Origin of the sequence: Terrabacter sp. 2YAF2 (genome assembly GCF_052114705.1) — a bacterium.
GTDB lineage: Bacteria > Actinomycetota > Actinomycetes > Actinomycetales > Dermatophilaceae > Terrabacter.
Genome location: NZ_JBFRFG010000034.1, coordinates 1 through 17,581 on the forward strand (window position 1 = coordinate 1; position 17,581 = coordinate 17,581).

Annotated in this window: 18 protein-coding genes; 7 read left to right on the plus strand and 11 right to left on the minus strand. The window is 68.2% G+C overall.

The features are described from left to right. Positions 1–213: 213 nt before the first annotated feature. The 4 genes from AB4030_RS21610 to AB4030_RS21625 form a co-directional block, all read right to left on the minus strand. Positions 214–975: an SDR family NAD(P)-dependent oxidoreductase gene (locus tag AB4030_RS21610; RefSeq protein WP_442281259.1), complete on the minus strand. Its 762-nt coding sequence runs from the start codon at positions 973–975 to the stop codon at positions 214–216. Continuing rightward, complete coding sequence (locus AB4030_RS21615; protein ID WP_442281260.1) at positions 972–2,246, minus strand: FAD-binding protein; 1,275 nt, start codon at positions 2,244–2,246, stop codon at positions 972–974. The genes AB4030_RS21610 and AB4030_RS21615 overlap by 4 nt, the downstream gene beginning before the upstream one ends. Positions 2,247–2,353: 107 nt before the next feature. Then, positions 2,354–3,241: a decaprenyl-phosphate phosphoribosyltransferase gene (locus AB4030_RS21620; RefSeq protein ID WP_442281261.1), complete on the minus strand. Its 888-nt coding sequence runs from the start codon at positions 3,239–3,241 to the stop codon at positions 2,354–2,356. After that, on the minus strand, positions 3,241–4,521 hold the full coding sequence (locus AB4030_RS21625; RefSeq protein ID WP_442281262.1) for a hypothetical protein: 1,281 nt from the start codon (positions 4,519–4,521) through the stop codon (positions 3,241–3,243). Before AB4030_RS21625 ends, AB4030_RS21620 begins: the two co-directional genes overlap by 1 nt. Positions 4,522–4,936: 415 nt before the next feature. Here AB4030_RS21625 and AB4030_RS21630 point away from each other — a divergent pair, with 415 nt between their 5' ends. Next, the gene (locus AB4030_RS21630; RefSeq protein WP_442281263.1) at positions 4,937–5,695 is read left to right on the plus strand and encodes a hypothetical protein; all 759 of its coding nucleotides are present in this window, start codon (positions 4,937–4,939) and stop codon (positions 5,693–5,695) included. 532 nt (positions 5,696–6,227) lie between these two features. On the opposite strand, the gene AB4030_RS21635 is transcribed toward AB4030_RS21630, so the two are convergent. Continuing rightward, positions 6,228–6,725, minus strand: a complete 498-nt coding sequence (locus AB4030_RS21635; protein ID WP_442281264.1) for a hypothetical protein — start codon at positions 6,723–6,725, stop codon at positions 6,228–6,230. Between the two features lie 1,278 nt (positions 6,726–8,003). After that, positions 8,004–8,663 (minus strand): DedA family protein, encoded by a 660-nt coding sequence (locus AB4030_RS21640; RefSeq protein ID WP_442281275.1) that lies wholly within the window; start codon positions 8,661–8,663, stop codon positions 8,004–8,006. 313 nt (positions 8,664–8,976) lie between these two features. Between AB4030_RS21640 and AB4030_RS21645 the strand changes: the two genes are divergently transcribed. From AB4030_RS21645 to AB4030_RS21655, 3 genes are all read left to right on the plus strand, one after another. After that, positions 8,977–9,423 carry a phosphatase PAP2 family protein gene (locus AB4030_RS21645; protein ID WP_442281265.1) on the plus strand — a complete coding sequence of 149 codons (447 nt, stop codon included), beginning with the start codon at positions 8,977–8,979 and terminating at the stop codon, positions 9,421–9,423. Positions 9,424–9,602: 179 nt separating this feature from the next. Then, the gene (locus tag AB4030_RS21650; protein WP_442281266.1) at positions 9,603–10,796 is read left to right on the plus strand and encodes a glycosyltransferase family 4 protein; all 1,194 of its coding nucleotides are present in this window, start codon (positions 9,603–9,605) and stop codon (positions 10,794–10,796) included. Further along, entirely contained in the window at positions 10,793–11,746 is a 954-nt protein-coding gene (locus AB4030_RS21655) for a DMT family transporter (RefSeq protein ID WP_442281267.1), read from the plus strand. The genes AB4030_RS21650 and AB4030_RS21655 overlap by 4 nt, the downstream gene beginning before the upstream one ends. Before the next feature lie 134 nt (positions 11,747–11,880). Here AB4030_RS21655 and AB4030_RS21660 read toward each other — a convergent pair whose 3' ends face one another. The 3 genes from AB4030_RS21660 to AB4030_RS21670 form a co-directional block, all read right to left on the minus strand. Continuing rightward, positions 11,881–12,297, minus strand: coding sequence for a hypothetical protein (locus AB4030_RS21660; RefSeq protein WP_442281268.1), 417 nt, complete (start codon positions 12,295–12,297; stop codon positions 11,881–11,883). A gap of 946 nt (positions 12,298–13,243) precedes the next feature. Beyond that, entirely contained in the window at positions 13,244–13,861 is a 618-nt protein-coding gene (locus AB4030_RS21665) for a hypothetical protein (protein WP_442281269.1), read from the minus strand. 12 nt (positions 13,862–13,873) lie between these two features. Beyond that, positions 13,874–14,077, minus strand: a complete 204-nt coding sequence (locus AB4030_RS21670) for an Ltp family lipoprotein (protein WP_442281270.1) — start codon at positions 14,075–14,077, stop codon at positions 13,874–13,876. Positions 14,078–14,132: 55 nt separating this feature from the next. On the opposite strand from AB4030_RS21670, the gene AB4030_RS21675 reads away from it, so the two are divergent. The 3 genes from AB4030_RS21675 (at position 14,133) to AB4030_RS21685 (ending at position 16,424) form a co-directional block, all read left to right on the plus strand. Beyond that, complete coding sequence (locus tag AB4030_RS21675; RefSeq protein WP_442281271.1) at positions 14,133–14,636, plus strand: ATP-dependent DNA ligase; 504 nt, start codon at positions 14,133–14,135, stop codon at positions 14,634–14,636. Positions 14,637–14,992: 356 nt separating this feature from the next. Next, complete coding sequence (locus AB4030_RS21680; RefSeq protein ID WP_442281272.1) at positions 14,993–15,175, plus strand: hypothetical protein; 183 nt, start codon at positions 14,993–14,995, stop codon at positions 15,173–15,175. Next, complete coding sequence (locus AB4030_RS21685; RefSeq protein ID WP_442281273.1) at positions 15,162–16,424, plus strand: hypothetical protein; 1,263 nt, start codon at positions 15,162–15,164, stop codon at positions 16,422–16,424. The genes AB4030_RS21680 and AB4030_RS21685 overlap by 14 nt, the downstream gene beginning before the upstream one ends. Positions 16,425–16,669: 245 nt before the next feature. Here the strand turns inward: AB4030_RS21685 and AB4030_RS21690 are convergent, their stop codons facing one another. Together AB4030_RS21690 and AB4030_RS21695 are read right to left on the minus strand one after the other, a co-directional pair. After that, a complete protein-coding gene (locus AB4030_RS21690; protein WP_442281274.1) occupies positions 16,670–17,104 on the minus strand; it encodes a hypothetical protein in 435 nt (144 codons plus the stop codon). A gap of 335 nt (positions 17,105–17,439) precedes the next feature. Further along, on the minus strand, positions 17,440–17,581 hold a 142-nt coding region (locus tag AB4030_RS21695), incomplete at its 5' end, for a transposase (RefSeq protein ID WP_442281276.1).

Below are 17,581 nucleotides of genomic sequence, written 5' to 3' on the forward strand. Positions count from 1 at the left end.
TCGGACAGGGCAGACTGGGGCAAGGCCATCGGTGTGGCTCCTCTTCGATGAGTACTTGGCCGTACACACCGAAGATCCCGCCGATGGCCCCTTCACGTCCTCACGACATGCCGGGCCTCAAACCCCACCACACAAGGGGACTCACACAAAAGCCTGGCCTCGGCGCACCTCGCTGCCGTCCGCCCATGTAGATCTCCAAGCCCCGGCGGGGCCCTAGATCGGCAGGCGGCGGAAGACGGCGCGTGGCATCACGGCAAGGGCACCCATCACCCACGCCATGGCCGGCGGGACCCATACCGTGCGGGACCCGCCCACAAGGTTCTTGGCGATGGCGTCGGCCACCTCCCGGGGCTCGACGGCGAGCGGCGGCGGGCGCAAACCCGCGGTCATGCGCGTGCGAACGAAGCCGGGCCGAATCACGACCACCGAGACGCCCGTGCCGCGCAATGCGTCACCCAACCCGCACGCCAGCGTGTCGACCCCCGCCTTCGTCGAGCCGTAGAGCGCGTTCGAGGCCCGCCCCCGGACCCCGGCCGCGGACGAGAGCACAACGATGACGCCGTGGCCCTGGACGCGGAGGTGGTTTGCTGAGGACAGCAGCGTGGTGACAACGGCCGTGTAGTTGATGTCGACGATCTCAGCGGCTGCAAGCGGGTCCACCCGTACCCGGGCCTCGTCCGGCAACACCCCGAAGGAGACGAGAACCACGTCCACCTCGCCGGCGGCGAAGGCGCCCGCTACGACCTGCTCGTGCCCGGCGCGGTCGCGGGCTTCGAAGTCGTGAGTCTGCACCTCTGGCACGCCTAGGCGGCGTACCCGCTCGACTTCGGCGTCGAGCGCCTCGCTGCTCCGTCCGGCGAGGATGACCCGCTGCAGGCGGCCGGCGTCCGCGAACCGTTCGACCGTCGCCTTGGCGATATCGCTCGTCGCGCCTAGGACGAGCACCGACTGCGGTGCGCCGAGGGCGTTGATCATAGGTTCAGCCTCCGTGCGAGGTCGGACTGGAAGATGTGCTCAGGGTCGAGCTCGTCGCGTAACGAACGCCACTCCTCGAGGCGCGGGTACATCTGGATGAGCGACTCGGGCCGCAGGCGCGAGTCCTTCGCCAGGTAGACGCGCCCCCCGCCGGCGAGGACTAGTTCATCCACGGCGTCGAGCAGGCTGCCGAGTGAGTCGCTCACCGGGAGGTCCACTGTGAGAGTCCACCCGCTCGAAGGGAAGGACAACGGTCCCCGCCCGGCCGGTCCGAAGCGCTTCAGCACGCAGAGGAACGATGGCGCGCGGCGCCGCGAGAGCATACTGAGGATGAGCCGCACGCACTCCGGGTCCTCGACCGCGAGCTGGTACTGCACCAAACCGTGCGAGCCGTATATGCGGTTCCAGCCCTCGACGACGTCCAGCGGATGGAAGAACGATCCGACACTCTCCAGGCTGCGACGCGGAGTCCGCGGAGCCATGCGGTAGTACGCCTCGTTGAACACGCTCACGGTGCGCGGATTGAGGACTCTGGCAGGGAACCAGGGCGGCGCCACCATGCCACGGCGTCCAGGAGGCCCGGCGGCGTTCCCAGCGGCTTCGACGGTCGCATGGTCGCCCGAGGTCACGACACCGCGTCCCATGGCTGGGCCGCGGGCCAAGCCGTCGATCCACGCCACCGTGTACCGACTGGTGCGGTCGGACTCCTCGAGAACAGCCATCGTCTCGTCCAGCGATGTCGTGCGGGTCGTGTCGACCTGCATCCAGCTGGACGCTGCCCGAATGAGCCGCAGCGTCAGGTCCACGACCACACCGGTCAGTCCCATCCCACCCGGCACGGCCCAAAACAGCTTGTCGGACGGTGTGAGTGAGCGCAGCGCGCCGCGCCCGTCTACGAGGGTGAGCGAGGTGACATGGGCCGAGATGCTGCCGTCTCGATGGTGATTCTTGCCATGCACGTCGGTCGCCAGGGCGCCCCCTAGGCTCACCTGCCGGGTACCGGGCGTGACTGGGAGGAACCACCCGCGGGGCAGGGCCTCGCGGATGAGCCGGTCCACGCTCACACCTGCGCCACAGGTGACGAGGCCGCTGACGGGGTCCAACGCACTGATCCGGTCGAGGGACCCGAGGCGCAGCACCAGGCCGCCCGCGTTCTGAGCGGCGTCACCGTAGCTGCGCCCCAACCCGCGGGCGATGACACCCCGTGAGCCGCTCTCCGCCACCAGGGCGGCCACGTCGTCGGCAACCGAGGGCGCCGCGACGCGCGCCACCGTGGGCGCCGTGCGGCCCCAGCCGGTGAGCTCCTCGCGCCCGACGGCAGCGCGGTGCGTCCCCGCCTTCGTCGCCGTGCCGTTCGAGTCGTTTCCGTCCGCTGCGTTCATGTGATCGCCGCCATCCAGAAGCACACGAACCAGATGACCCCGAGGGCCTGCAGCACGTGATCGTGGAGCACGACCTGCTCAGGCTCCTGCGCCCGACCTAGGTCCACGTCGAGTGCGTACCGCATCATCGCCAGCACCAGCGGGATCACGGACACCCCCCCGTACACACCCCGGTCGGGTGCCGTTCCCAAACCGAAAGCCCAGAGGCAGTATGCCGTCACCGTGACCCCACCGCAGATGCTGAGCATCATGCGCAAGTAGCTCGGGGTGTAAGCGCTCAGGGTGCTTCGCGTCCGCTCCCCCGGGCCCACGCTCACCAGCTCGGACAGCCGCTTCCCGATGACGACGAACAGCGACGCGAAGCCAGTGACGATGAGGAACCACCGGCTGATGAGGGTTCCAGTGGCTGCCCCTCCGGCAATCGCACGCAGCAGGAACCCACCCGAGACGAGGGCGAGCTCGAGCACCGGCTGGTGCTTGAGGGAGACCGTGTAGGCGGTGGAGAGGGCCAAGTAGCCCACCACGACCCACCGCAGCGAGCCGGGCCAGCTCACCGCGACAGCGGCCGTGGCCAGGGCCAGGGCGGCCACCACTGCTTGCAGGCGGCTCAAACGTCCGGAGGCCACCGGTCGGTTGCGTTTGATCGGGTGCCGTGAGTCGGCGTGTGCATCGAGCACGTCGTTGAGGCAGTACGCCGCGCTGGCCGCCAGGCTGAAGGCGAGAAAAGCCTGCGCGGTGGCCACGAGCACGGTCGGTTGCAGGATCGTGCCGGCCGCGATCGGCACGGCAGCGACGAGTCCGTTCCTCGCCCACTGCCTCGGACGGCCCAGCTGAACGAGGCCGAGGACGAGCGACGGGGCGCGTGTCGAGCTCACCGTCGCCATCAGCGCAGGCTGACGTAGAAGAAGTCGCGCTGGTCGGGTGCCAGGTAGCGGTCCGCGTCGGACGGCATGGTCGGCAGCAGCTTGGCCGGCGCCACCGGGCCGTTCGCCCGGGTCGGCAGCCATCGTGCGAAGAAGACCATGTGGCTGTGCATGTCCAGCTCGACGGCACGCACAGCCTTCGCCGAGACCAAGGCTGCGGTCAACATCTTCAGGGTCATTCCGTCGCCCGCGACATAGATGAGGTTGCCGCGCGCGTCCACACCGAGTCCCGAGCGCCAGGTGAACTGACGCTGGTTCTTCGGCACGCCCCACGGGCCGCTCGCATCGGCGATACCCGGCGCCGGCGCACCAGCGTCGACGATCAGGTGAAGGTTCTGGCGCACCGCCACGACTGCCGGCGACATCGACACGTCCCGCCCCCACTGGCCGACGGTCACCCGCCCGGACCGATCGATGACGACCGAGCCCGCCCCCTGCTGCAGCGGGTGAGAGTAGCGACCGTTCTCGTAGAAGCCTCCGAGCAGGTCATTGAAGCGCCACCCTGAGTTGAACGTGGCCACCAGCGACGACACATCGCCCGGGGGGATGCGCGCTCCGGCCGGCCAGCCGTCACCTCCGGGCTGGGTAGTGCCCGCGACCAGGTGCCCAACCGTGTCCGACGAACGGATCCAGGCGATGGCGGCCACCACGCTCGCGTGGCTCGAGTCGGGCTGCACGAAGGTCGTGAACATCGCAGGCAGGCCCTGGCGGTCGAGACGTCCCGGCACCCAGGCGCCCTCACGGGCGACTGGCCTGATGCCGCTCGGGATCGTGACGATCGGTGGGCTGGCAGTCTTGCGGCCGAGTGTGGCCTTCGGGGTTGCCCCCGGCTGGACCGTCTGAGGAGCCGGCAGGTCGGGCAGGACCGACGAGTCCGGGGCGGCGTTGGGCGGGGGGTTGCGGGTGAACCACCAGTTCTCCACCGCATCGACAACGCCAGCCCCGCCGTTGTCACGCACCCACTCGACCGTGCGCACCGTCCAGGGGGCGTCACCCGGCGCCAGCAACGCCTGTCCGTAGGACACGCCGACCATGACGACGAGCATGACGACGAGCGCCGCCATCACGCGCCTGACCAAGCGCCGCCGACGCCTCACCTGAACGCCTCGACGCGCGCCGGTACCGCCCGACCTCCCCAGCATCTGCACCTCGATCCTGCTCAGGATGCCAAGATCGTCGCCGTACATGCTGGGAGGACGCTGAGGCGGCCCGTGACGGATTCCGATGGCGAAGGCGACCAAGCGCCGGGAAGCCCGGCCCGCATCGACCAGTAAGCCCCTAAGCCTCGATCCACCGGTGGTGGTTGGTGGTGAGCGCGTCGGAACATGAGAATGCCCTTGCGTGGCAGCAGGATTGGGCTTGTCTGAGGTCCTGGTCCAGCCATCACGAAGGGCATCTCGTAGGTGTGAGCTGTACCGCTTCCGCAGGCCTTCACGAAGACGCCCCCGCCGGCCTGGCGCCGACGCTGCCGGTCGCCGTCTCGTACCGGCCTTGTTCCAAGTCAGCCACGGTGGACCACCGGTCCGTAGTCGTCTTCAGCGTCGGACAGTCACCTGTCATGGGGCCAGCAGGGTGTACCGGTCAGGCGAGCAGGCGTAGCGTGGAAGGTCGCTTCGAACGGTCAGGGGAATCTTCCAACCACCGTGGAGGCTCCCCATGCGGATGACCAACTTCACTCGAGCCGTGTGGGCTGCCACGCTCGTGGCAGCCACCATGACGATCCCGACGGCAAGCCAGGCGAGCGCCCATCGATCGTGCCCGTTGCCGACCTACGGACCGGGCCGCTCGTATCGTCCGTCCATAGAGCCGTCCCGCTTCTCCGCGGACGTCACCAACCCGTGGTTCCCGCTTCGGCCGGGCACAACCTACATCTACACGGGGACGAAGGACGGCCAGCAGGCGCTGGACTTCGTCACGGTCTCCCGGCAGACGAAGAAGATCGACGGCGTCAGAACGCGAGTGGTCCAAGACCGTCTGTTCCTGGACGGGATCCTCGAGGAGCGGACCACCGACTACTACAGCCAGGACCGCTGCGGCAACGTCTGGTACTTCGGGGAAGACACCGCGGCCCTGGATGCCAACGGCCGGGTGACCGACCGGGCCGGGTCTTTCCGTGCTGGGGTGGGTGGCGCGCTGCCGGGGGTGTACCAGCAGCGCCGGCCGCAGATCGGTCGCTGGTTCCGCCAGGAGTGGTACAAGGGTCAGGCCGAGGACCGGTACCGCGCGCTCACGACGGCCGCGTCGATCACCGTCCCCTACGGCACCTTCCGCGACGTCCTGCGCACCGAAGAGCGGACAGACCTCGAGCCGGGCGTCGTGGACAACAAGTACTACGTGCGCGGCGTCGGGGTCGTCAGGGAGCTGACGGTCAAGGGCGGCACCGAGAGCCTGCAACTGGTCGACGTGCTGCGCTGACCGCCCCACCGCCCGCGATGCCCGCACGACCTCTCGGACTCCCCGCTGCCTCGACCGCAGGTGTGAGCGGGTGACCGGCAGGTAGCGAGGCCGCTGCCTGCCGGCGCAGGACGGGCCTACTTCCTGAGCTGCGCGGCCCCTGTGTCCGGTCCGTCGTCCTGATGGGCGACGGGTTCCAGCCACCAATCCCGCAATGCGCTTCCTTCGTGACCCCGGGCGGCGCAAACAGCTAGGCCTTCCGCACGCGAGACCGCTCGATCCGCAGCAGTTCCTGGTCACGGCCTCCGGCCCGACGTTGACGCAGGTGCGTCGCGAACCTCATCAACTGGCCAGACACGAGCCGCGAGGGCCAGTCGGGGCCGCCGGCGAGGAGAACGTCTGCAATTTCTTCGCTGGGGGCTCCACCTCTCGGAAGTCAGTCAAGGGCGGCGGACTCTTCGGCACCTCAACGTCCGGAAATGTCGCAGGTCGGGTGCCCTTGAGGAGGGGCCTCGCACCGTAGGCGTCGCCCCTCCTCGGGGTCGGCCCGCGGTCAGCCGGTGACCGGCGAGGGTCCAGTGGTGGTCAGTCCGGTGGGCATGTCCCTGGACTCATCGCCCGCGTGCAGCTTGTCGATCTGCTTGGCGTTGGTGCTGTCGACGCTGAAGGTGACCTGGTCCCCGACCGCGAGGGCGGCCACGGTGGCCTCTCCGTTCTTGTCGATGTCGCTGGCGCTGGTGACCGCGTACGTGGTCGTGCCGGTCGAGGTCTTGATCGTGACGCTGGAGCTGGTCACGGCGGTGACGGTGCCGCTCAGGTCGAGGGCGCCGCCGTGGTCGCCGTGTCCGCCATGTACCTCGTTGGCCTCCGGAACGCCGTCAGCGCCGTTGTCCCCGGGGTGCGGGTCAGCCGTCGCGGAGCTCGAGGCGGTGGTTGACCCGCCCGGCAAGATGGTGGCGGCCTGGGCACCGACCGTGGTGGCCAGTACAGCGCCGGCGACCAAGCCGGCAGCGACGTAGCCGACCTTCGCCAGTCGTGAGTTGAGTTCCATCTCGTTCTCCTTGGGTCAAATGGAACCAAGCATCCTGCTTGGTATGTCTTGACCCTCGGGCAGATGCCTACGTCGCCGCTGTCGTGGACATACGAGTGCGCTGTGAAACCGACTCGGCCCGCGCTATCACGATGCACATAGGCGCCCGGTCTCCGGGCGCCGTAGCTTGGTTGGCGTCACCCCAAGGACCAGCCCCGACAGCGGTCCTGATGTGACCCCGCGTGGCGAGCCGTCTACTGCCACATCGTGGGGATGACCCAAGCGGGTGGGGGGCCACCCGCGCTGCCGGGTTTGGCGCATCGGCCGCGGCAGCGGCTGTTCTACGGGTCTATCGGAGGTCTTCGCTGCCGAAGCCAACAACGGTGTCAGCCAGCAACCTTGGCGGTGGTCGAGCGCAGATCGGTGTCCGGTCGTCAGCGGGGGAAGAACATCCCACGGCGGTCGCACAGGCTCGAGCGCGGGTCGGCACAGCCACACCCGCCGTGACGACAGGGCTTCGAGCAAAGGCCGGCAGACAAGCCACGGCGACGTCCACACGCGGACCAGGGTCCCGCGTGAACATAGAACGTGAACATAGAAGTCGGGCGGATTGGTCGTTGTTACACGGCAGGGGGCGTCCGTGAGACCCCGGAGCGTCTTGCCCGGCACATGTTGAGGTTTCTCTTCTGCCGCTGCCCGGGGACTGTCCGGGACGCGGAAATTCCAGTGCTCGCCATCGCTGACTCAGCGTTAACGGCGCGGCGCTCAAGTGTGCTGCCGGGGGGGATGGAGGGCGGAGAATCATGTCGTGCGTCGTCGGGGCGAATGGCGAAAAACGCTTGAGGCGTGGTGGATGCCACTCCGGACTCCGCTACGCTGCTGGGTGCTTTGACGCGGCGACGTTGGCGGGGGCCTGCCTCCTGAGGGTGGACTCGAGAGCCTTCTCTGTTCGAGGCACGTCACCAAGCAGATCTGCTGCCATATCCCTACGTCGGCGCGGAACACGTACGACTCCCCGCGCCGCGTGTGCTGGGTCGGCGGGACTGGTGGCTCCAGGAGCGCACACCGCTGTCGCCAGGGCTTCCGCACAAGCGGTGGCTGCGGCGCGGCGTCCACTCCATGCTCCGGGACCCGGGCCAGCCGGGTCCGGGGTGGCCTGGCGAGGATGGCGCGGGCCCGTCCGGTAGCGGGCTCGGGAACGATAACGACCGGGATGCCGCCAACCACCGTTCCACGTTCCCTGACATGTCAGGCGCGAGGCGGTACTCCGGATGAGGGGCTAGCGAGCCTCGATAGGGCTCAGAGTGATTCGCCCACGGCCCTACGGTGTCGCCACCACTGAATGGCGACGGGCACCAAGGAGAGGACGACGATGACGACGATGGCGACATCCAGGTTCTTCCCGACCGCAGGGAGCGCTGACCCCAGGGAGTAGCCGAGCAGGGTGATGACCGGCACCCACAGAAGCGCACCGATCCCGCTCCAGACGAAGAAGTGCCGGCGCGGCATCCGGCTCGCCCCGGCCACGAGCGTGATGAACGTCCGCACCAGTGGAACGAACCGGCCGATCACGAGCGCCTTGCTGCCGTGCCTGTCGAAGAACGCGCGGGACTCGTCGAGGTAGCGGCGTTTGACGATCCGCCCGTCGCGCTCGTGCAAGGGCACGCCGATCACCCGGCCCAGGCCGTAGCCGACGACGTTGCCGAGGAACGCAGCCACGATGAGGGCGGGCAGGGCCACGACCAAGGACGGCAGGTGTGGCTTACCGGCGGCGATGAACAGGCCGATCGCGAAGAGCAGGGAGTCGCCGGGCAGGAACGGGAACAGCAGCCCGCACTCGATGAAGACGAACACGAGCGAAAGCGCGAAGAACGCCGCCCCGTAGGTCGCGAAGAGGTAGTTGGGGTCCAGCCAACTCGGGCCGAGGGCCGGTGCCACCATCGGGGCAAGTGCGCTCATCACGGGGCCAACCGTAACCCGTCTGGCTTGTCGCCTGGCTCGTCGGCGACCGTCCCCCAGCCCAATTCTTCCCGCGCCTGGAATCCGGGCGCCGGTGCGATTCCCGAGCAACCGTGCGATGCCAGACCGCGCCCGGCCCGCGACGCACTGACTCACTCATCGTCGGGACCGGCAGCATGCCGGGCGGGACAGGTCCCCGCCGCCACAGGGCAACCAAGGGCCGGCAGCGCCTCTCAGCGGGCACACAGGACAGAACGGGCATCATGGGTGGGTGACGCTCGTAGCCATCCTTGCCACCTACACACTCTTCCTGATGCTGCTGATCGCGGCAGGGGCGTGGTTCACGCTCGACCGTCCGCGCAAGGTCGAGCTAGTGGTGGCAGGTGTAGCGGCGCTGGCCGTGGTGGGGGCGCTGATCGCGGTCGGCAGCATGATCTGGACCGATCCTCGGCCCTTCGTGGTCGACGGGGTAGCTCCGGCCATCGGCCATGCCGCCGACAACGGGTTCCCGTCCGACCACACCGCGGCGGCCGCGGCTGTGGCCGGCCTGGTGCTGGCCTATCGACGACGCATCGGTGCCCTTCTGCTGCTGTTGGCCGTCGTCGTCGGCATGTCGCGCGTGGCCGCCCACGTGCACCACGTCCCCGACATCCTCGCTGGCCTCATCTTCGGGTTGGCCGCCGCCGCGATCGGCACCATGCTCGCGCGAGCCGCGATGCGCGCACGGGCAGCTGCACAGGCCACCTCCAGCTCCGTCTGACCCACGCCCGGATGCTGCCCCGGGCAGCCAAAGGAAGACATTCACGATGTGGATGCCTCAGGCGGCGCTGCTTACAGGAACGCTCGGCGGCCTACCCTCTCCCACGGCTTACGCTGTCCCACTATGTCCTCGCACCCCCTCCCCGTGCTCCGCGCCGGCTCTCGGAAACCCGATCCGCGATGAGAATCGCCCACGTCAGCGACTTCTACCTCCCGCGGCTCGGCGGGATAGAGACGCACGTCGCTGAGCTGGCGGAGCTGCAGCGGTCCCTGGGGCACGAGGTGCACGTCGTCACGAGCACCCCGGCCCGGGCAAGCGCGGGGAACCGCCGCGTGCACCGGGTCACCGACACGCTGGCGCGGCCGCGTGCGCTGCACCCGCTGGCGGTGCGTGAGGGCCTGCGCACGCTGCGTGAGCTCGACGTCGACGTCGTGCACGCCCACCTTGGAGTCGCCTCGCCGCTGGCCTTCTTCCTCGCCCGAGACGCGGCCCGGCGCGGGACCGCGACGACCGTGACCGTGCACTCGATGTGGGCCGGCGTGGCGCCCATCATGACGGCGATGGATGCACTCGGCGGCTGGTCCTCGCTGCCCATCGTCTGGAGCGCGGTGAGCGGCGCTGCCGCTGACACCGTGCGCCGCCACCTCCCGCCGGACCGTCCGATCCGCATCCTCTCCAACGGGATCGACCAGGACCGGTGGCGATCACCGGCACCGCCCGAGCCGTCCGGCGAGCTCGTGCTCGCGTCCGTCATGCGCCTGGCCCGCCGCAAGCGTCCCCTCGCCCTGCTGCGCATCGTGCACCGGGCGCAGCAGGCGCTCGACCGCCTGGGCGACCCGACCCGGCTACGGCTGCTCGTCGCCGGAGACGGTCCCAGGCTGACGGCGATGGAGAGCCACCTCCGGCGCACCGCCACGACCGGCACGGCCGCCACTGTCATGCTGCTGGGGCGCCTCGAACGCGACGAGGTGCACCGCCTCCTCGCCACGGCCCATGTCTTCCTCGCGCCGGCCGACCTCGAGTCCTTCGGCATCGCCGCCCTCGAGGCCCGATGCACCGGAGTGCCCGTCGTCGCGAAGTCGAGCGGCGGGGTGCGCGAGTTTGTCCGGCACGGGCGGGAGGGCCTGCTCTGCGGGTCCGACGACGAGATGGTCGCCGCCATCGTCCGCCTCGCCCGGGAGCCCGGGCTGCGGCGGCGCATCGCCGAGCACAACCGCACGAGCGACTGCCTCGTGACGTGGGGCCGCGTCCTACAAGCCACCGAGACGGCCTACGAGTCGGCCGTCACCCTTCAGCACACGGCGGGTGCGGGCGCCGGGCGCAGGGCGCTCGAGCGGCCGGCCCCAGCCGCCTCCCAGGGGGCCGGGCGGTGAGTCTTCCCGGCATCCTCGCCCTGTCCTTCGGGTCGGCCGCATTCTTCTCGCTGGCGACGGCGCTCAAGCACCGCAGCGCGGGACAGGTGCCACACGTGCAGCACTTCCGGGCGGCGGACCTGCGCGACTTCGCCGTCGAGACCGTCCGGCATCCACTGTGGCTGCTCGGGATCCTCGCCGACGTGGGGGGACTCGCGCTGCAGGTGGCAGCCTTGCACCTGGGCGCCCTCAGCGTCGTCCAGCCGGCCATGGTCATCGCCGTGCTCTTCGCGCTCATCCTCGGACACCGCATCGCCGGTACGAGGATCAGTCGGCGCGAGCTCCTCCTCGGCGGTGTGCTGGTGGTCTCCGTCGCGGGATTCCTCCTTGCCTCCGGCGCGGTGACTGCTGCCGCCGGCGCGGCCGACCGGCTGCCGGCGGTGATGGCAGCGGCGGCGTCCGTCGGTGTGGTCGTCGGTTGCGTTCTGACCGCGCGGCGGGCGATGCGCCGCACGGTCGCCTCCAAGCGGGCCGCGGGCCTGCTCGGCGTCGCCGTCGGCACGATCTATGCCGGGACGGCCGCCCTGATGAAGACGTGCGCCGGGGCCTTCTCACACGGGCCCGGGGCCCTGCTGGGCAGCTGGCCGCTCTATGCGCTCCTCGCATCCGGGGCCCTCGGGGTATTCCTCGCCCAGATGGCCTTCCAAGCGGGTCCGCTGACGTCCAGCCTGCCAGCGACGGCGACGACCGACCCGCTCGTCAGCGTCGCTCTCGGCGTCGCGATCTTCGACGAGCAGTTGCGCCACGGCGTTGTCCCGATGCTGCTATCCGTGGTCTGCCTCGGCGTCATGTCCTCCGCCGTGGTCCTGCTCACCCGGGTCAAGGTGGCCGTGGACACCGCCTCCCGCCCTACAGCCACCGCCCGCCTCTCCCCAGCGACCCCAGCCGAGAGCCAGGAGCCCTCGCGCTAGCGTGTGCGCTGGACCGCGCAACCCGCAGGGAGAGCTCCTCAACGCCCGCGTCTTATGATGGCCAAGGTCCCATGGACGCACGGATTGCCGCGCTGAGGGTGCTCGTCCGACCGTGCCGCCTTCGGCCGCGTGCGTCAGAGCCAGTGGACGTTGTTTGCGCTAACAGCCAGCTCGTAGAGGCTCTCGGTCGTTTCGACGCCCTCGTCGAGTCGCACGGTTACGTCGTCACCCGCTATGCGCTCATACGTGGAGCAGAGCCAAATCTCGGCGGGAAACCCCGACGCCGCAGTAATGCGCGCCCGCTTCAGGACCGGCACCTTCTCGACGATGTGGCAGGTGCGAGCCGCGCTGTGCCTGTAGGTAACCTCGATCCTGGCGCGGCGGGATGGCAGCCGCCCAAGGTACCCCTCCTCTAACAGCTGCGAGGAACGTGGAAGAGGGGCAGTTCCAGACCCGTCGCTCGCCTGTCCAACATGGTCGTCGTCGCCGACGCCGGGGTGCTTTCGACGGGCAACCTCAAGGAGCTCGCCGAGACGCCCGACGAAGGGCACTGGTGAATGAGCGCGACCGCGGGGAGCTCATCGATACGTCACCCCACCGAGTGGCGCCAAGCACGGCGCAGGGGTCAACGACGTGAACAAGCGCGCCGAGCCGGTGTAGGACCCGGCCGTGCACACCGCGGTCAAGGCGGGTGGTGTCGATGCCGACCGCAACTCTTCGGTGCTGCGGCAGGACGTGTCCGTCGCGGTCGACGGGTCGGTGTTCTTCTCGTAAGGCGGATCGCCGTGCGCGCTTACGTGCGAGTTGGTTCGGGTTCCTGACGCCGAAGTCCGTCGCGAAAATCGCGCTCGCGGCAAGCTGACCGTCATTCTTCGTCGGCCGGCGCCAACGTCACCCCAGGCAAGCCTTCCAAGTCTCGCCCGGGGAGCGAAAGGCGACGACACGGGACCGCATGGGATGGTCCCTGGCCCTTCCTTCCGGGGGGCATAGCGCCGCCTGCGCCGGCCGAGGGGCCCAGCCTGACGCAACACCCTCAGCGAAGGGGACGGTCGCAGCGGGACAAGCAAGACTGTGACCCGACACTGACACCGCGCCGCGCCACGTAGCGAACGCCCGGTAAAGGCGTCCGCTACGCCGGTTACGGGCCGCCCGGAGCGTGGAAGGGCGGGTAGAAACTCCATGGCGATGGACGCCACTCCCCCATGAGTTCACTGGTGGTGACTTCCCGACGAGCGCGCTCAAGAGCCGCCTCCCGATGCGCCGGGTATTCGTCTTGAAGGCTGTCGAGTGCAATAAGGAGGGCCAATGTCAAGACTGTCCCGCCTATTGTGGACGAGGACGCCTCTCCATGAAGCGATGAGTTGCGCCAATCGAAAAGTACGGAGTAACCATCGATTTGATCATCACCGTCGATGTCAACTAATTCACCGATGTGCCTTAGCACATCGCACAAATCTGACTTCAGGCCGGGCGATCCAACTGTTTCAACAAGCAATCTCAAGAGATGGGCCACATTGCTACAGCGGGAGCCGATCGTGTAGCTCCTCTCGCCATACTTTTAAAGGGCTTGATGACTCTGCCGTTCAACGTCACATACTCGGCACAGGCACTCCTTGCCACTGCCTCCAACGGTGGGAACGCGAGATACGGCAACGTACGGTGAGCGCGGACGAGGTACTCATGCGCATTCGGCTCGATGAGGCGCGAGGCTTGACGAGCCCTTTCGAAGGCCTCATGGCTCGGGGCAGTCACATTGGCAAGCGCGGTATGGAACGTGGTCGCCGCGAGTTCTCGAATTTCAGGATCGACAGACGAGGCGAAGGGGGCTTGGGAACGGCCCAACAGCAATTCAGCACACCAGGACCACAGCAGCACATGGTCCAGATCTATGATTGTGCTCAACCCCGGCAATAACAAAATACCCGTGAGCCCAACCGCGGCCTGTCTCAAATCGTCATAGTCGAGATCGTGAAAGGAAACACCATTGGCGCGAAGGCGATAGGACTCAGTTTCGCCACCTATTGCGATTCCACCTTCCCGCGTGGCCGCCACCTTCCACAGGTCGCACAGCTCATTGATTGAGGCTCGTACCGGCCGCTGAACTTCCATTGTCACGCGTTCAGCCTCTCAGAGCCCTGCGGCAGTGGCTCCGTGTCCAGCCTGATCGCTGGTGAAACCCTCGTATCGCAGCTGGTCGATCAGGCCGCCGCGTGAGAACGCGGTCATCTCGAGGTAGGACTTGGCCTTCTTCGCCGCCTGCTCGTTCCAGTCCACCGTGACGTGATCGGCCGCGAACGTCGCGTCGACCCTGGAGAACTGCTCGTACTGCAACTGCTCGATCAGGGTTCACCGAACGGTGACAGCGGCGTAAGCGCTCGTCTTCGACGTGCTCGCAGCCGGGGGCGAGGACCTCCGAGGGTTACCGTTGCGGGAGCGTCGAGTCCGGCTCGAGCAGGCCCTGGACGGCATGGCCTCGCCCGTCGTGCTGTGCCAGCAGACCGACGACGCGGCGCTGGCCCGGGAGCGGTTCCAACCGCTCACGGCTGGCGGCATCGAGGGCCTGGTCATCAAGGACGCCGGCAGCACCTACCCGACCCTGACGAGTCAGCGAGTCTGGTGGAAGGTCAAGGCCAAGCAGACGCTGGACATGCTCGCGATCGGGTTCACCGGTGATGTGGGTTCTCCCAGCGCGCTGGTGCTCGCGTTCCCTGGTGACGTGGACCACGACGGCCAGGGGCTCACGGCCGGGTCGACGACCTCGCTGTCCTGGGCTGTTGGTCGGTCCCTGGCACCCTTGCTACACCCGACGCGCGAGACATTTCGAGCGCCCCTTCGCGTGGGGCTCAGCCACACCTACCCAGGTGACGGTAATCGCGCCGTTCGTCGTTGAGGTAGACGCCGACGCCTGAGCCGCGGCAGGTGTGCTCCGCCACGCCGCGCGGTTGCACCGCGCCAGGCCAGTCGTGGACCCGACAGAAGCAAGTTGACGCGGATCCCTATGTGAGTGGCGGCGGGCGCGGGCACCCGGACGGTCGGGAGCCGAACTTTGCCAGGCAAGGACGTCGATGTCGCGGCTGCTTGCGTTGGCTCGCGCGGTCCCGTTCTGGGCGGGTTCGGGTGGGCTGCGACAGGCAACTCGCGAATTCGCGCACAGCGGTCGGGCCGAAGCCGAGAAGATCGGTCCATGCTTCGCCGTGTTCCAGGTCCGCCACGCGTGTTCCGGTCGTCACGGGCCGCGGTCCTGGCGTGCGTTCTGGCAGCCGGGCCGGTGGCCGCCGCCTGCGACGGGGCTCCAACCCCACCGCCCGCCGGGGCGCTCACCCGCCCGACGTCTACGTCGGCCGGAGCATCGGGCGCACGCCCGTCAGTGTCGGAAACGACGCCTTCAACGCCCTCGCCGTCTGCGTCCGGCCCCGTGGCCACGCGTGACCTTTCACCGGTCCGGGTCGTCCCGTCGGCCGACGTGGAGGCCCTCATCCAGGGGCTGCCGCTGGCTCGGGACCGATGCTCGACGAGAGTGCGCGCCCAGGATGTCGAGGCGGCCTGGAAGGTCCTGTTCGGGCAGCGGGAGCGTACCGACCTGACGGTGGAGGAGCTGGCCGGTCGCGTCGAGACGGCCGCGGCAGCCCTGACCCAGTTCAGGTCCGAGCACGCCTTCATGCGCCTGCCCGTGGCCGAGTACGTGACGCTCGAGAAGGACGCCCTCGGTCCGCGGGCCCTGCCCCTGGCGCGGTACGAGGCGTTCGCCGCCAACCTGCTGGCGGCCAGCGGGTCCCGGGCGCTGTACTCGGTGACGCGGCCGACCGCCACGCCTGACCCGCAGCTCGGGCTCATCCAGGACATCATGTGGAACGAGACGAAGCCCGTGCAGGAGAAGCGGGTCGGGGACAACCGGGTGGCGCGGGCGACGATGCTCAGCTCGCTCCAGCAGCTCTCCCTTGTTCCGCCGGGTGACCTGAGGGGGTCCGTCATCGCGTTCGTCGGGATCAACGCGCCCGACCAGGGCGGGTCCACGACGGCGCCCGGGTCGACGACGGAGTACAAGGGCCTGGTCATGGTGGACGTCGTCAAGGGCGCCACCGACGGGGACGCGACCGTCGTGTACAACGGTCGTGGACCCGAAGGCCAGGTGGCCGCGCACGAGATCGCCCACCTGATGAGCTCGCGGGTCTGCGGCGAGATGGTCGACGCCAACGGGACCCGGGTCGACCCGCTCTTCACGTCGCTGGTGCCCGGGTTCCCCTTCACCGCGCAGGCGGAGGCGTCGCTTGGGCAGTCCGGGCTCTACCGCGGGTGGAGCGCGTGGGACAACCCGCGCGACTCAACGGTCGCCGTGGGCCGCGCCTACGGCGCCCGCAATCCGGAGGAGGCGCAGGCGGTGCTCAACGGGGAGCTCCTTATGGACAGCCGGTTCTCGGGACGCGTGTACGCGGAGGTGCACCGCGCCAACGTGACGGAGTCAAGGTCCAGCTCGCTCTGTGGATGGCGCGGCTGTCTCGGGCCCGCCCCGAGTCGTACACGTACTACCGGCTCGCCGCTGAGGTGGCCCGGCTCCGTTCGGTGCTCCTTTCGCGGCTCGAGCCGCTGGAGGGCCCAGCCGCTGGCATCACCGGGCGGGTGGACACGATCTACACCTCGACGAACCCCGCCGTCGTGGCCTTGCGCGCGGGTGGGATGACCCGGCTCAAGGCGGCCGAGGACGTCGCGACGACGGCGTTGACCGGGCTGCCGCCCTTCCCCGCCAGCGCCTTCAGCCAGTTCCGGGACTACTGAGGAACCGCGACTGGCTAACGAACTTCCACTCGAGAATTATGCGCCTTGTCTCCGGCGGTCCGACTGGCTCAACCGGTGCCCTCAACGGGGCATGCTCAGTGTCTGGCTGGTCACGCCCTTTGATCGCGGACACCGGTTGAGCCAGTAGCGTCATTTGATGGTGATGGTCTTGCTCAAGACGTAGTCGAACCAGGTTCCGTTGCGGTCATAGCCGTAGAGCTCGGCGCGCACCCTGGCCGTGCCCTTACGGAAGGCAGGCTGACCATTCTGTTGCAGCGCCGTTACGTTCAGACTCTGCGCCTTTCCGGTGCAGACCCAGCCGCCATTGGAACCGTCACGATAGTTGTACCCGTAGTACACAACACCGTTGATTGTCTCGGAGACCTGCACCGAGAGCGTTGGGTGCGAATACTGATCCCCCGGGTCGCAGATCACTGTCTCGCTGGTGACCACTCCAATCCCGCCACTCGCCAAGTGGCCGACAGCGCTCACCGACTTGAGATTGTTCGAAGTCGTCCCCACCGCATCAGCGGGAGCTGCTACTCCACCAATCCCCGCGGCCACAGCAACGGCCGCGATGACCAACCTTCTAGCGTGCATAGATTTCCTTCCAGATGCGGGACCGTCCACCCGAACACGTGAAAGGTCGCAGTGCGTCAAAACACAGTCAAGTAACGTGCCAACATTTGGCGCTTTCAGCATGAATTCTGCCGAGTCAACAACCCATCGCTGATGCCACCGCAGCCTTTACATAGCGCCCCCCTGTGTCGAGCCAGGCTCTGAACGTATCTGAAGAAAGCTGGCGACGGACGCCTTTTGCGGTCAACCAATTGAGAGAACTCATTGTCTCGCGCCGAATGCGACGCTTTTCATTGCCTATTTCATGACAAGGCGTGCTCGCTGATGAGTTATTTGGCTCATCACAATTCAGGGTGTAGTCGGCGTCTGAATCCGCCTGCTTCTAGGAGGCATCGGGCGATGTAGTTGGTGAGGTTGCGGAACCCCAGGGCTGAGCCGCGGAGGTGTTCGAGGCGGCCGTTGATGGCCTCGGTCGGGCCGTTG